9 protein-coding genes are annotated in these 13,381 nt (G+C 73.3%); 7 read left to right on the top strand and 2 right to left on the bottom strand.

Translation table 11 applies throughout. The annotated features are described in order from the left end of the window. The first annotated feature begins 93 nt into the window (after positions 1–93). From ACFZBD_RS24335 to ACFZBD_RS24325, 3 genes are all read left to right on the top strand, one after another. Positions 94–3,807 (top strand): ABC transporter transmembrane domain-containing protein, encoded by a 3,714-nt coding sequence (locus tag ACFZBD_RS24335; RefSeq protein WP_391142980.1) that lies wholly within the window; start codon positions 94–96, stop codon positions 3,805–3,807. Between the two features lie 114 nt (positions 3,808–3,921). Beyond that, entirely contained in the window at positions 3,922–4,401 is a 480-nt protein-coding gene (locus ACFZBD_RS24330) for a hypothetical protein (protein WP_391142977.1), read from the top strand. Positions 4,402–4,488: 87 nt separating this feature from the next. After that, positions 4,489–5,982, top strand: a complete 1,494-nt coding sequence (locus ACFZBD_RS24325; protein ID WP_391142975.1) for an aminopeptidase — start codon at positions 4,489–4,491, stop codon at positions 5,980–5,982. Positions 5,983–6,131: 149 nt separating this feature from the next. Here the strand turns inward: ACFZBD_RS24325 and ACFZBD_RS24320 are convergent, their stop codons facing one another. Further along, complete coding sequence (locus ACFZBD_RS24320) at positions 6,132–7,985, bottom strand: glycoside hydrolase family 3 N-terminal domain-containing protein (RefSeq protein ID WP_391142972.1); 1,854 nt, start codon at positions 7,983–7,985, stop codon at positions 6,132–6,134. A 483-nt stretch (positions 7,986–8,468) separates the two neighbouring features. On the opposite strand from ACFZBD_RS24320, the gene ACFZBD_RS24315 reads away from it, so the two are divergent. After that, positions 8,469–8,999 (top strand): hypothetical protein, encoded by a 531-nt coding sequence (locus ACFZBD_RS24315; RefSeq protein WP_391142970.1) that lies wholly within the window; start codon positions 8,469–8,471, stop codon positions 8,997–8,999. 223 nt (positions 9,000–9,222) lie between these two features. Next, positions 9,223–9,768, top strand: coding sequence for a hypothetical protein (locus ACFZBD_RS24310; RefSeq protein WP_391142968.1), 546 nt, complete (start codon positions 9,223–9,225; stop codon positions 9,766–9,768). A gap of 28 nt (positions 9,769–9,796) precedes the next feature. On the opposite strand, the gene ACFZBD_RS24305 is transcribed toward ACFZBD_RS24310, so the two are convergent. Further along, positions 9,797–10,843: a substrate-binding domain-containing protein gene (locus ACFZBD_RS24305; RefSeq protein ID WP_391142965.1), complete on the bottom strand. Its 1,047-nt coding sequence runs from the start codon at positions 10,841–10,843 to the stop codon at positions 9,797–9,799. A 167-nt stretch (positions 10,844–11,010) separates the two neighbouring features. Between ACFZBD_RS24305 and ACFZBD_RS24300 the strand changes: the two genes are divergently transcribed. Both ACFZBD_RS24300 and ACFZBD_RS24295 read left to right on the top strand, forming a co-directional pair. Further along, the gene (locus ACFZBD_RS24300; RefSeq protein WP_391142962.1) at positions 11,011–12,162 is read left to right on the top strand and encodes a Gfo/Idh/MocA family oxidoreductase; all 1,152 of its coding nucleotides are present in this window, start codon (positions 11,011–11,013) and stop codon (positions 12,160–12,162) included. After that, on the top strand, positions 12,159–13,352 hold the full coding sequence (locus ACFZBD_RS24295) for a DUF993 family protein (RefSeq protein ID WP_391142959.1): 1,194 nt from the start codon (positions 12,159–12,161) through the stop codon (positions 13,350–13,352). Before ACFZBD_RS24300 ends, ACFZBD_RS24295 begins: the two co-directional genes overlap by 4 nt. Positions 13,353–13,381 lie beyond the last annotated feature (29 nt).

The following is a 13,381-nucleotide window of genomic DNA, read 5'->3' as shown; positions in this document are numbered from 1 at the left end:
GACCGGAGACCGTACTTTTGTGACGGCGGGATGAAATCGCACCTCAGCCGCGTTGGAGCCATCCGGTAGAGCAGGACGAACGGGAGGCACCACGTGGCCGCGGCGGGGCGAGAAGAGCAGGGGTGGGCGCGCAGGCTCACCGGGTATGCCTGGCGGTACAAGGCCAACGTGGTGCTCGCCCTCGGGTCCTCGCTCGCCGGCATGGGCGTCCTCGCCCTCGTCCCCCTCGTCACCAAGGTGATCATCGACGACGTCATCGGGGCGAAGACCCGGTCCCTCACCGTCTGGACCGGCCTCCTCATCGCCGCCGCCGTCGTCATCTATGTCCTCACCTACATCCGCCGCTACTACGGCGGACGGCTCGCCCTCGACGTCCAGCACGACCTCCGTACCGAGATGTACGGCACCATCACCCGGCTCGACGGGCGCCGGCAGGACGAACTGTCCACCGGCCAGGTCGTCGGCCGCGCCACCAGCGACCTCCAGCTCATCCAGGGCCTGCTCTTCATGCTCCCGATGACCATCGGGAACATCCTGCTCTTCCTGATCTCCCTGGTCGTCATGGCCTGGCTGTCGATCCCGCTCACCCTCGTCGCCCTCGCCGTCGCCCCCGCCCTCTGGTACATCGCCAAGCGCAGCCGCACCCGCCTCCACCCCGCCACCTGGTACGCCCAGTCGCAGGCCGCCGCCGTCGCGGGAGTCGTCGACGGCGCCGTCACCGGCGTCCGCGTCGTCAAGGGATTCGGCCAGGAGGACCAGGAGACCGGCAAGATCCGGGCCGCCGGCCGCAAGCTCTTCGCGGGCCGCATGCGCACCATCCGGCTCAACTCCCGCTACACCCCCGCCCTCCAGGCCGTCCCCGCCCTCGGCCAGGTCGCCGTCCTCGCCCTCGGCGGCTGGCTCGCCACCCGCGGCCAGATCAGCCTCGGCACCTTCGTCGCCTTCTCCGCCTACCTCGCCTCCCTCGTCGGCCCCGTCCGCATGCTCGCCATGGTCCTCACCGTCGGCCAGCAGGCCCGCGCCGGCGTCGACCGCGTCCTGGAGCTGATCGACACCGAGCCGGTCATCCAGGACGGCACGAAGGAGCTCCCGGCCGACGCCGACGCCACCGTCGAGTTCGACGACGTGCGCTTCGCCTACGAGGACGGCCGCCCGGTCCTCGACGGCTTCTCCCTGGAGATCCGCGCCGGCGAGACCGTCGCCGTCGTCGGCGCCTCCGGCAGCGGCAAGTCCACCGTCTCGCTCCTGCTGCCCCGCTTCTACGACGTGAGCCACGGCGCCGTCCTCGTCGGCGGCCACGACGTCCGCGAGCTGACGCTGGACTCGCTGCGCGCCGCCATCGGACTCGTCCCCGAGGACAGCTTCCTGTTCTCCGACACCGTCCGCGCCAACATCGCCTACGGGCACCCGGACGCCACCCAGGAGCAGATCGAGACCGCCGCGCGGGCCGCCCAGGCGGACCGTTTCATCGCCGAGCTGCCGGACGGCTACGACACCACCGTCGGCGAGCACGGCCTCACCCTCTCCGGCGGCCAGCGCCAGCGGATCGCCCTCGCCCGCGCGATCCTCACCGACCCCCGGCTCCTCCTCCTGGACGACGCCACCTCCGCCGTCGACGCGCGCGTGGAGCACGAGATCCACGAAGCCCTCGCCTCCGTGATGGCCGGCCGCACCACCCTCCTCATCGCCCACCGCCGCTCCACCCTCGGTCTCGCCGACCGGATCGCCGTCCTCGACGACGGCCGGCTCTCCGACCTCGGCACCCACGAGGAGCTGGAACGGCGCTCCGCGCTCTACCGCAGGCTGCTCACCGACCCCGACGAGCTGGGCGGCGTCTCGCCCGGCCACACCCCGCCGGTCGAGCTGCCCGAGGACCGCACCCTGCGCGCCGAACTCGATGCCGAGTTCGACGCCGAGCGCGGCATCACCCCCACCCTCTGGGTCCGCGAGGAGACGCCCGCCGAGGAGTCCCAGGCCCCCGGGGCCACCCCCGAACTCCTCGCCTCCGTCGAAGCGCTGCCACCCGCCACCGACGTCCCCGACATCGACGAGGCCGCGGCCGTCACCCCCGAGGCCACCTACGGGCTGCGCCGCCTGCTCCGCGGCTTCCGCGCCCCGCTGCTCATCAGCCTCGGCCTTGTCGCCGTCGACGCCGGCATGGGCCTGCTGCTGCCCGTCCTGATCCGCCACGGCATCGACGACGGCGTCAACCGGCTCGCCCTCGGCGCCGTCTGGGCCGCCTCCGCGCTCGCCCTGCTCACCGTCCTCGTGCAGTGGGTCGCGCAGACCGCCGAGATCCGGATGACCGGCCGCACCGGCGAACGGGTCCTCTACGCCCTGCGCCTGAAGCTCTTCGCCCAGCTCCAGCGGCTCGGCCTCGACTACTACGAGCGCGAGCTGACCGGCCGGATCATGACCCGGATGACGACCGACGTGGACGCCCTGTCCACGTTCCTGCAGACCGGGCTCGTCACCGCCTTCGTCTCCGTGGTGACCTTCTTCGGCATCATGGTCGCGCTGCTCTTCCTCGACCTCCAGCTCGCCCTCGTCGTCTTCGCCACCCTGCCGGTCCTCGCCGTCGGCACGTACTTCTTCCGCCGCTCCAGCGTGAAGGCCTACGAACTGGCCCGGGACCGCATCAGCGTCGTCAACGCCGACCTCCAGGAGTCCGTCGCCGGGCTGCGGATCGTCCAGGCGTTCCGGCGCGAGCGCGCGGGAGCGGCCCGCTTCGCCGCCCGCAGCGACTCCTACCGCCAGGCCCGCGTCCGCGGCCAGTGGCTGATCTCGATCTACTTCCCGTTCGTCACGATGCTCTCCACCGTGGCCGCCGCCGCCGTCATGATCGTCGGCGCGAACCGGATCGAGGCCGGCTCCCTCACCACCGGCGCGCTGGTCGCCTACCTCCTCTACATCGACCTCTTCTTCGCCCCCGTCCAGCAGCTCTCGCAGGTCTTCGACGGCTACCAGCAGGCCGCCGTCTCGCTGAAGCGGATGCGGGAGCTCCTCCAGGAGCCGACGTCGACGGCTGCCGCCGAGAAGCCCCGGGACGTCCGCGCGCTGCGTGGCGAGATCGCCTTCGAGGACGTCTCCTTCGCGTACGGCGACGACGAGACCGCCCTCGCCGGGATCGACCTGCGGATCCCGGCCGGGCAGACGGTCGCCTTCGTCGGTGAGACCGGCGCGGGCAAGTCGACCCTGGTCAAGCTGGTGGCGCGGTTCTACGACCCGACGGGCGGCCGGGTCACCGCCGACGGCACCGACCTGCGGGACCTCGATCTCACCGCGTACCGCCACCGGCTCGGGGTGGTGCCCCAGGAGGCGTACCTCTTCCCCGGGACGGTCCGCGACGCCATCGCCTACGGCCGCCCCGCCGCGACCGACGCCGAGGTGGAGGCGGCCGCCCGCGCGGTCGGCGCCCACGACATGATCGCGACCCTGGACGGCGGCTATCTCCACGAGGTCGCCGAGCGCGGCCGCAACCTCTCCGCCGGCCAGCGCCAGCTGATCGCCCTCGCCCGCGCGGAACTCGTCGACCCCGACATCCTGCTGCTCGACGAGGCGACGGCCGCCCTCGACCTGGCGACCGAGGCCCAGGTCAACCAGGCCACCGAGCGGCTCGCGGGCCGCCGCACCACCCTCGTCGTCGCCCACCGGCTCACCACGGCCGCCCGCGCGGACCGCGTGATCGTCATGGACCGCGGCCGCGTCGCGGAGGACGGCACCCACGACGAGCTGCTGGCGCGCGACGGGCGGTACGCGGCGCTGTGGCGGACCTTCATCGGCGAGGAGGAGCCCGAGCGGGTCTGAGCCCCGCCCGGCCGCCGAGGCAACCGCACGGGCGCCCGCTGCGTCGTACGCATGTACGGCACCGAGGCGGGAGGGCAGCGCATGTTCCGTGGGGCGACAGACAGAGCACAGCGCGTGTTCGACGGGACGACCGGGGCGGCGGCGCCCCGCACCCGTCGCACGTCCGGGGCGGCGGCGCCCCGCACCCGTCGCACGTCCGGGGCGGCGAAGGGCCGGGACCGCCGGGGCCGGCTGCTCGCGCACCTCATGGCGCTGCTGCTCACCGCCGGCGCCCTCGCCCTCGCCGCCCCCGGCACCGCGTCCGCCGCCTCCCTCTGCGGCGGCCGCCCCACGAAGACCGTCCCCTTCGCCACCGGCGAGCTGCGCCTCTACAAGAACCGTCAGTACGTGTGCGCCCTCGTCGTCGCCAAGACCCCGGGACCGCGCCGCGCGATGTCGGTCTCGCTCCAGCCCCGGGGCGGCCGCGCGGCCGTCAGCAGCGGCCGCTTCACCCGCCAGGCAGGGCCCGTCACCGTCCACGCCCTCAACCGCTGCGTCCGCGCGTCCGGCACCGTCGACGGCCGGAGTGGAACGACCGGCTGGATCCTGTGCTGATACGGAGGTAAGGGCCAAGAGGGTCTGGCGGTACGTCTGTTGCCCCCGCTAGGTTCGCGACACCGTTGTGAACCAAGGGGAGGGTGAATGCGTAAGTCGCTCGGATGGCTGCTGTCGCTCACGGTGCTCATAGGCACCGTCGGTGCGACCGGCGCGGCTACCGCCGCGGAGCCGGCCATCGGCACCTTCGGTGGAACCGCCGCCGAACACACGTCCGCCACCGCGGACCGTGCGCACCAAGCGAACAGTCCGGTCGGCGCGGACATCAAGGACCGCGTCCTGGCCATCCCCGGGATGAGCCTGATCGAGGAGAAGCCGTACGCCGGCTACCGCTACTTCGTCCTCGAGTACACCCAGCCGGTCGACCACCGGCGCCCCTGGGCGGGCACCTTCAAGCAGCGCCTCTCCCTCCTGCACAAGGACACGAGCCGCCCCACGGTCTTCCACACCAGCGGCTACGGACTGAGCACCACCCCGAGCCGGCGGGAGCCCACCCGCATCATCGACGGCAACCAGGTCTCCATGGAGTACCGCTACTTCACGCCGTCCCGCCCCCAGCCCGCCGACTGGTCCAAGCTGGACATCTGGCAGGCCGCGAGCGACCAGCACCGCATCTTCACCGCCCTGAAGCGGATCTACGACCGGAAGTGGCTCTCGACCGGCGCCTCCAAGGGCGGGATGACGGCGACGTACTACGAGCGCTTCTACCCGCGCGACATGGACGGCGTCGTCGCCTACGTGGCCCCCAACGACGTGGTCGAGAAGGAGGACTCGGCGTACGACCGGTTCTTCGCGACCGTCGGCACGAAGGAGTGCCGCGACCGGCTCAACGCCCTCCAGCGCGAGGCCCTCGTCCGCCGCGCCCCGCTCCAGGCGAAGTACCAGGCGTGGGCCGAGTCCGAAGGAGCCACCTTCACCACCGTCGGCTCGCTCGACCGGGCGTACGAAGCCGTCGTCCTCGACTTCGTCTGGGGCTTCTGGCAGTACTACGGCGAGGACGTCTGCGACACCGTCCCGGTCGCCGCGACGGCGAGCGACGACGAGATCTACGAGACCATCGACGCTTACGCCGGCTGGTCCTTCTACACCGACCAGAGCCTGGAGGGGTACACCCCGTACTACTACCAGGCGGCCACCGAACTCGGCTCGCCCAGCATCCGGCAGCCGCACCTGAAGGGCCTGTCCCGCTACGGCTACCAGCCGGCCCGGAACTTCGTGCCGCGCGAGATCCCGATGACGTTCAAGCCGCAGGCCATGCGGGACGTCGACGACTGGGTCCGCAAGAACGCCCACCGGATGATGTTCGTGTACGGCGGCAACGACCCCTGGGGCTCGGAGCCGTTCCGCCTCGGCAAGGGCGCGCGGGACAGCTACGTCCTCACCGCCCCCGGCGCCAACCACGGCGCGACCGTCGACGGACTGGTGGAGGCCGAGCGGGCCAAGGCCACGGCCCGCATCCTCGCCTGGGCCGGAGTCGACGCCCCGGCGGCCCAGGCGGCCCGCCCGCTGGCGCGCTTCGACGCCCGACTCGACAAGCCGGTCGACGAGGAGCTGAGCCGGGAGCACGGCCTGCGCCCGTGACGCGACGGCAGGCGGTGGACCGTACGGCCGTGGTGCCCGTGCGGGCCTGAGCCCGCCCGGCAGCACGGTCATGACGCGGCGACGGGCCGCGCCCGGGGTCCAGGACCCCGGGCGCGGCCCGTCGGCCGTCTCCCCGTACCCGTCCGCGGCTATCCGTACGACAGGCCGTGGCCGACCGGGTACAGCACGCGCGTCGGATCGTCCGCCCGCTGGACGGGGACGGGCAGCCGGCCGCGCGGCCGCGCCGCGCCCGCGATGACCCGGACCGCGGCCCGCAGTTCCACGTCGGTCCAGGAGTAGGCGGCGACGGTCGCCCGCTGGCCGGTCAGATGGGCGATGTCGTACGGGTTGCGGATCGCGACCGTCACGACGGGCACACCGGTCGCCACCAGCCGGGAGACGAGCGTGCGTTGCGTGCTGGTCGCCGTCACGTTGTACGTGCCGACGACGACCACGTCCTTGCCCGCCGCCGCGGCCACCGCCTCCTCGATCTTCGCGGCGGTGGGAGTGATCCCGGTGGACAGCGCCGTGGCCGAGAAGCCCAGCGCGGTGAACGCCCCGGCGAGGGTGGCGGTCGGGGGGCCGGTCGTCCCGGACGGGGAGGCGGGATCGGCGCCGACGACCAGGACGTCACCGTGGACACGCCGGCTGAGGGGCAGGAAGCCCCCTTCGTTGCGGAGGAGGGTGGTGGTCTCCTCGGCGATCCGGTCCGCGCGGGCCAGGTGGGCGCGGGTGCCGACCGTACGGTCGACGCCGACGTGGCTCACGTACGGCTGCCGGAACAGGCCGAGCTTCGCCTTGAGGCGAAGGATCCGCAGGATCGATTCGTCGAGCCGGGCCTCGGTCAGTTCACCGTCCTTGACGGCCTGGAGGACGGCGTTCCACGCGACGTCCAGCTTCGGCGGGTTGAGCAGCTGGTCCACGCCGGCCTGCAGCGCGAGGACGGGCACGCGCGCGTCGCCGTACTTGGTGCGGACCCCCTCCATGCCGAGCGAGTCCGTCACCACCACCCCGTCGTAACCGAGCTCCTCGCGCAGGATGCCGGTCAGGATGGGACGGGAGAGCGTCGCCGGGTCCTCGCTCGGGTCGAGCGCGGGCACCACGATGTGCGCGGTCATGATCGAGTCGATCCCGGCGGAGATCGCGGCGCGGAACGGCGGGGCGTCCAGCTCGGCCCACTGCGCGCGGGTGTGGCTGATGGTCGGCAGGCCGTAGTGGCTGTCGACGGCGGTGTCGCCGTGGCCGGGGAAGTGCTTGGAGGTCGCCGCCACCCCGGCCCCCTGATACCCCTTCACCTGTGCGGCGACCAGGCCCGAGACGGCCTGCGGGTCGGAGCCGAAGGAGCGCACGCCGATGACGGGGTTGGCCGGGTTGACGTTGACGTCGGCCACTGGCGCGTAGTTCTGCCGGATCCCGACGGCGGCCAGCTCGGCGCCCGCGATCCGGGCGGCCTCGCGGGCGTCGGAACGGGAGCCTCCGGCGCCGAGGGCCATCGCCCCGGGGAGCAGGGTGGCGGGCCTGCCGACCCGGCAGACGATGCCGTGCTCCTGGTCGGTGGAGATGAGCAGGGGGAGCGGGGTGGGCTGGGCGAGACCGGCCTTCTGGATGCCGTTGGAGAGGTCGGCGATCTGGTGCGGGTCGCGGGTGTTGTGGGTCCAGGTGAAGTAGATGATCCCGCCGACGTGGTACTTCTCGACCAGCTCGGCGGCGGTGCGCACGCCGATCTCCTGGAGGTTGGCGTCGATGTCGGCCTGGTCGGGGGCGGTGGCGGAGTGGCCGTACACCCGCATGACGAAGAGCTGGCCGACCTTCTCCTCCAGCGACATGCGGGAGATGAGCCGCCGCAGAGCGCGGTCGTGGTCGCGGCCCCGGTCGTGGTCGGTGCCGTGGTCCTCGGGCGGGGCGGCGTGGGCGAGCGGTCCCGTCACTCCGGTGACGGCGGCGGCCGCGGCCGCGGCGGTGACGGTGAGGAGGGTGCGTCGGGAGGTGGCGCGGTGGTGCACTGATGCTCCTTCCGGCCGTGCAGATTGAAGGAAACTTCCAAGGAGTCACGGATAGCCCGAAAGTAACTGCCAGGTCAAGCACCTGCGCAGGATCCGCGTCGGGGGCGGAGGCGGGGTGGGGGTGCCCGGGGGCGGCCCGGGGCGACCTCGGGCGTGTGCATGACGAGGCTGCCGCTAGGGTGCTGGTTTCGACGACCGAGGGGGACCGGAGCCATGACGTTTCCGCATCCGCATGCGCAACCACACCCGCCGCAGCACCCGCAGCAGCCACACCCGTACCCGCCGTACGGGCAGCCGCCGCCGAGCCCCTACGGGCAGGGGCAGGCGGGTTCCTACGGGCAGCAAGGGCAGCAGCAGCCCGGCCCCTACGGATACCCCGGACAGCCGGGGCCGTCAGGACCGCAGGCGGCAGGCTGCGAGGTCTGCGGGGCGCAGCCCGCGGCCGCCGTGACCGTCCGCGCCCACCAGGGCATGGTCGTCATCATGCGCACGGTCACGCGGCGGGGCTCCTTCTGCCGCACCTGCGGGCTCTCCGTCTACCGGCAGATGACCTCCGACACGCTGGTGACGGGCTGGTGGGGCCTGTTCTCCCTCTTCGTCACGCCCTTCGTGGTCCTGGGGAACGTCCTCGGCGCCCGCGCCGCCCTGCGCCGGCTGCCCGAGCCGTACGGTGCCGCCCGACCGCCGCTCGACCCGGGCAGGAGGGTCCTGCGCCGCGCCCCCGCGATGCTGATCCTCACCCCGATCGCCCTCCTCGCCCTGGCGGTTCCGACCCTGCTCGTCGTGGGCCTGCTGTCGAGCGGCGGGGAACCGGTCGCGCTGTCGGCGGGCGATTGCGTACGCAACGAGGCCGACTGGCCGGAACAGCGTCTGGAGAAGGTCGGCTGCGGGTCGCCCCTGGCGGAATACCGGGTGCTCGACGAGGCGTCCTGCGGCCCCGGCGACTATCTGCTGCACGCGGAGTACGTGGTCGACTCCCCCGGGAAGCCGGGTGCCTGCGTCACCCCGGTCTGAGGCCGGCGCCGCCCGCGACCCCGCCGACCCGCGAGCCCGCGCGCCCCGGGACCACGCGCCGATCGACCGCGACCCCGCCCTCGCCCCGTGCGTGGCTCGTTGAACGATCCTCGTCCGGTCGGGGGTTGGGCTGTCGGCGGGCTGCTGCGACGATGACACCGTCGCAGCAAGGAGGTCACGCGTGCCCGCCGCTTCTTCCGACCACACGGCGAGTCTCCGTCACATGGACGCTCTTCTCGCCGAGATCGCTCGCCGCCTCCTCGCCGTCGACCGCGGGCTCGCGCGTGCCCAGCGCGAGCGCACCGGTCCCGTCGCCCTCATCCCCACCCGCGCCCGGGCCGCTCGCCGCGCCCTCGCGCACCTCCGCGCGATCGACGGCGGACTCACCCGCGTCCTCGGCCTCGGCGGCGCCGCCGGCGATCTCGTCGAGGACCTGAGGGGCTCCCGGTCCGTCCGCGTCGACCTCTTCGACGGCGCGCCCCCGACCGAGCCTGTCGACCCCCTCACCGCGATAGGGATCCGCGTCGACCTGCTCGCACGTGTGCTGGTCTCGACCCCGGCCTACGAGTTCCCGGTCGACCACTCCGAACTCCGCGGCTGGATGCGCCTGTTCGGCCGGGCATTCGGCCTCGACATCGGCCTCCACTCCCTCACCGCCCGCGTCCACGGCGAGGGGAACCCGCACGCTCAGGTGCGAGAGCTGGGCGAGACGGTGCGGTACGTGCGGTCCCGCGTACGCGAGCGGCTGAGCGCGGGGACCGACGGGTGACGCCTCCGGTGGCCGCCGGTCCCCTCGGTCACCCCCGGGGCGGGGCCGTGGAGTCGCGGACCATCAGTTCCGCCGCGATCCTGGCGATGCCGCCCGGCGGCGTCGCCTCCGTGCCCATCGCCAGACGCCCCGCCCGCGCCCCCGCCTCCTGCAGCGGCAGCCGTACGGTCGTCAGCGCGGGCACCGCGTCGAGCGAGAAGGGCAGGTCGTCGAAGCCCGCCACCGACACGTCTCCCGGAATGCTCAGCCCCCGGTCCCGCAGCGCCGCGCACGCGCCGAGCGCCACCGTGTCGTTCGCCGCCACCACCGCCGTCAGCTCCGGCTCCCGGCGCAGCAGTTCCAGCGTCGCGTCGTAACCGGAGCGCCGGTCGTAGGAACCGTGGACCGTCGGCCCCTCCACCACCCCGGCCGCGGCCAGCGCCTCCCGGTGCCCCTCCAGCCGGTCCCGGGTCGTCGTCCGGTTCGCGGCCCCCGCCACGTACCCGATCCGCCGGTGCCCCAGCGCCAGCAGGTGGTCGGTGAGCCGCCGCGCCCCCGACCGGTTGTCGAAGGTCAGCGCCGCCACGCTCGCGTCGCCCGCCACCGGCGGCCGCCCGCACAGCACGACCCGGGTCCCCGCGTCCGCCAGCTTCGTCAGCTTCACCGCCACCGCCGCCATGTGCTCCGGCATCTCGAGCGAACCACCGGTCAGGATCACGGCCGCCGCACGCTGCCGCTGCAGCAGCGTCAGATAGGTCAGCTCGCGCTCGGGGGAACCGCCGGTGTTGCAGACGACGGCCAGCTTCTCGCCGCCGGCCCGCCCCGACGCACCCTCCCCGATCGCGCTCTGCGCCGCCCCCGCCATGATCCCGAAGAAGGGGTCGGCGATGTCGTTGACGAGGATGCCGACCAGGTCGGAGGTGGCGGCGGCGAGCGAACTCGCCGGCCCGTTCAGGACGTAGTCCAGGTCGTCCACCGCCCGCAGCACCCGCTCCCGGGTCGAGGCGGCGACCGGGTAGTTGCCGTTCAGGACGCGGGAGACGGTCGCGGGGGACACCTGGGCCCGCGCGGCCACATCCGCGAGCGTGACGGTCATCGCGTACCTCCGAGGTGACGGGGGCCGACCCCTTGTCCGGCGTGTTGTCGGCAGGCTAGCGTCATCTCCGATAGTAAGCGCTTTCTATCGCGTGATCGCCGCTGCGCGCCGTCCGGCGCGCGCCGCGTCACGCCCGCGCCGATCCATGCACGTGGAGGAGAACCGTCGTGACACGCAGGACGATCCGGATCGCCATGAACGGCGTCACCGGCCGGATGGGCCACCGCCAGCACCTCGTCCGCTCGATCCTCGCCCTGCGCGAGCAGGGCGGCCTCGACCTCGGCGACGGCGAGACCCTCTGGCCCGAGCCCGTCCTCGTCGGGCGCCGGGAGCACGCCTTGCGCGCCCTCGCCGAGCGCCACGGCCTCACCGAATGGTCCACCGACCTCGACGCCGTCCTCGCCGACGACTCGATCGACCTCTACTTCGACGCCCAGGTCACCTCGGCCCGCGCCGAGGCCCTCGAGAAGGCCATCGCCGCCGGCAAGCACGTCTACACCGAGAAGCCCACGGCCACCGACCTCGACGGCGCCCTGCGGCTCGCCGCCCTCGCCCGGGCCGCCGGCGTCCGGCACGGCGTCGTCCAGGACAAGCTCTTCCTCCCCGGCCTGCTGAAGCTGAAGCGGCTGATCGACGGCGGCTTCTTCGGCGAGATCCTGTCCGTGCGCGGCGAGTTCGGCTACTGGGTCTTCGAGGGCGACTGGCAGGAGGCCCAGCGCCCCAGCTGGAACTACCGCGCGCAGGACGGCGGCGGCATCGTCGTCGACATGTTCCCGCACTGGGAGTACGTCCTGCACGAGCTGTTCGGCCGGGTCACCAGCGTCACCGCGCACGTCGCGACCCATGTCCCGCGGCGCTGGGACGAGCGGGGCAAGCCGTACGAGGCGACCGCCGACGACGCGGCGTACGGCATCTTCGAGCTGGAGGGCGGGGCGGTCGCCCAGATCAACTCCTCCTGGGCGGTCCGCGTCCACCGCGACGAGCTGGTCGAGTTCCAGGTCGACGGCACGCACGGCTCGGCCGTCGCCGGCCTGCGCAACTGCCGCGTCCAGCACCGCTCGGCCACCCCGAAGCCGGTCTGGAACCCGGACCTCCCCGCCACCGAACCCTTCCGCGACCAGTGGCAGGAGGTCCCGGACAACGACGACTTCGGCAACGGCTTCAAGGCGCAGTGGGAGCTGTTCCTGCGGCACGTGGTGCTCGGGGAGCCGTACCACTGGGACCTGCTCGCCGGCGCGCGCGGTGTGCAGCTCGCCGAGCTGGGCCTGCGGTCGGCGGCCGAGGGCCGCCGCCTGTCCGTCCCGGAGATCACGCTGTGATCCGCCTGCCCCGAGGGGACGGCGGCGTACGGGAGTACACGCCGCGCCGCGCGACCGCCCTGGGCGCGGGGACTGGCGCGCCGGTCTCGGGTACGGGCGCCCCGGATGCCCGTAGCGGCGCCCTGGCCTCCCGTACCGTCTTCTCCGCCGCCCATGTCGTCGCCGACCCGTACGCCGACACCACCCCCGACGCGCCCGCCGCGGTCGACTGGGACGCCACCCTCGCCTTCCGCCGCCACCTCTGGTCCCACGGCCTGGGCGTCGCCGAGGCGATGGACACCGCGCAGCGCGGGATGGGCCTGGACTGGGCCGGCGCCGCCGAGCTGATCCGCCGCTCGGCCGCCGAGGCCAAGGCCGTCGGAGGCGGCATCGCCTGCGGTGTCGGCACGGACCAGCTGACCGGGCCCGCGGACGTGACGACCGTCCGCCGGGCGTACGAGGAGCAGCTCGCCCTCGTCGAGGAGACCGGCTCCCGCGCCGTCCTCATGGCCTCCCGGGCCCTCGCGGCCGCCGCCGCGTCCCCGGACGACTACGTGGAGACGTACACCCACCTCCTGCGCCAGGCCTCCGAGCCGGTGATCCTGCACTGGCTCGGGCCGATGTTCGACCCCGCGCTCGACGGCTACTGGGGCTCGGCCGACCTGGACACCGCGACGGACACCTTCCTGGAGGTCATCGCCGCCCATCCGGACAAGGTCGACGGCATCAAGGTCTCCCTCCTCGACGCCCGGCGCGAGGTCGACCTGCGCCGCCGCCTCCCCGAGGGCGTCCGCTGCTACACGGGCGACGACTTCCACTACCCCGAGCTGATCGTCGGCGACGAGCACGGGTTCAGCCACGCCCTGCTCGGCATCTTCGACCCGCTGGGTCCGCTGGCGGCCCGGGCGGTACGGGTCCTGGACACCGGCGACGTCGCGGGGTTCCGCGCGCTCCTCGACCCGACGGTCGAACTGTCCCGCCACCTCTTCCGCGCGCCGACCCGCTTCTACAAGACGGGGGTCGTCTTCCTGGCCTGGCTGGCGGGCCACCAGGACCACTTCACGATGGTCGGCGGCCTGCAGTCGGCCCGCTCGCTGCCGCACCTGGCGCGGGCGTACGAACTGGCCGACGGGCTCAGCCTGTTCCCCGATCCGGAGCTCGCCGAGTCCCGGATGCGGTCCCTGCTCACGGTGTACGGAGTCCCGCGGTGAACCCGTCGAACCCCCTCTCGCGCTTCAGC

Source organism: Streptomyces sp. NPDC008121, assembly GCF_042957155.1.
Classification (GTDB): Bacteria; Actinomycetota; Actinomycetes; order Streptomycetales; family Streptomycetaceae; genus Streptomyces.
The sequence above is the reverse complement of the archived record's forward strand: the minus strand, read 5'-3'. Positions and strand labels throughout refer to the sequence as shown.

Bases quoted from the DNA above. Each gene is read 5' to 3' on its own strand.
- ACFZBD_RS24315 (WP_391142970.1), top strand. From the start codon at position 8,469: ATGCGCACGGTCACGCGGCGGGGCTCCTTCTGCCGCACCTGCGGGCTC.
- ACFZBD_RS24310 (WP_391142968.1), top strand. From the start codon at position 9,223: ATGGACGCTCTTCTCGCCGAGATCGCTCGCCGCCTCCTCGCCGTCGAC.
- ACFZBD_RS24325 (WP_391142975.1), top strand. From the start codon at position 4,489: ATGCGTAAGTCGCTCGGATGGCTGCTGTCGCTCACGGTGCTCATAGGC.
- ACFZBD_RS24305 (WP_391142965.1), bottom strand. From the start codon at position 10,843: ATGACCGTCACGCTCGCGGATGTGGCCGCGCGGGCCCAGGTGTCCCCC.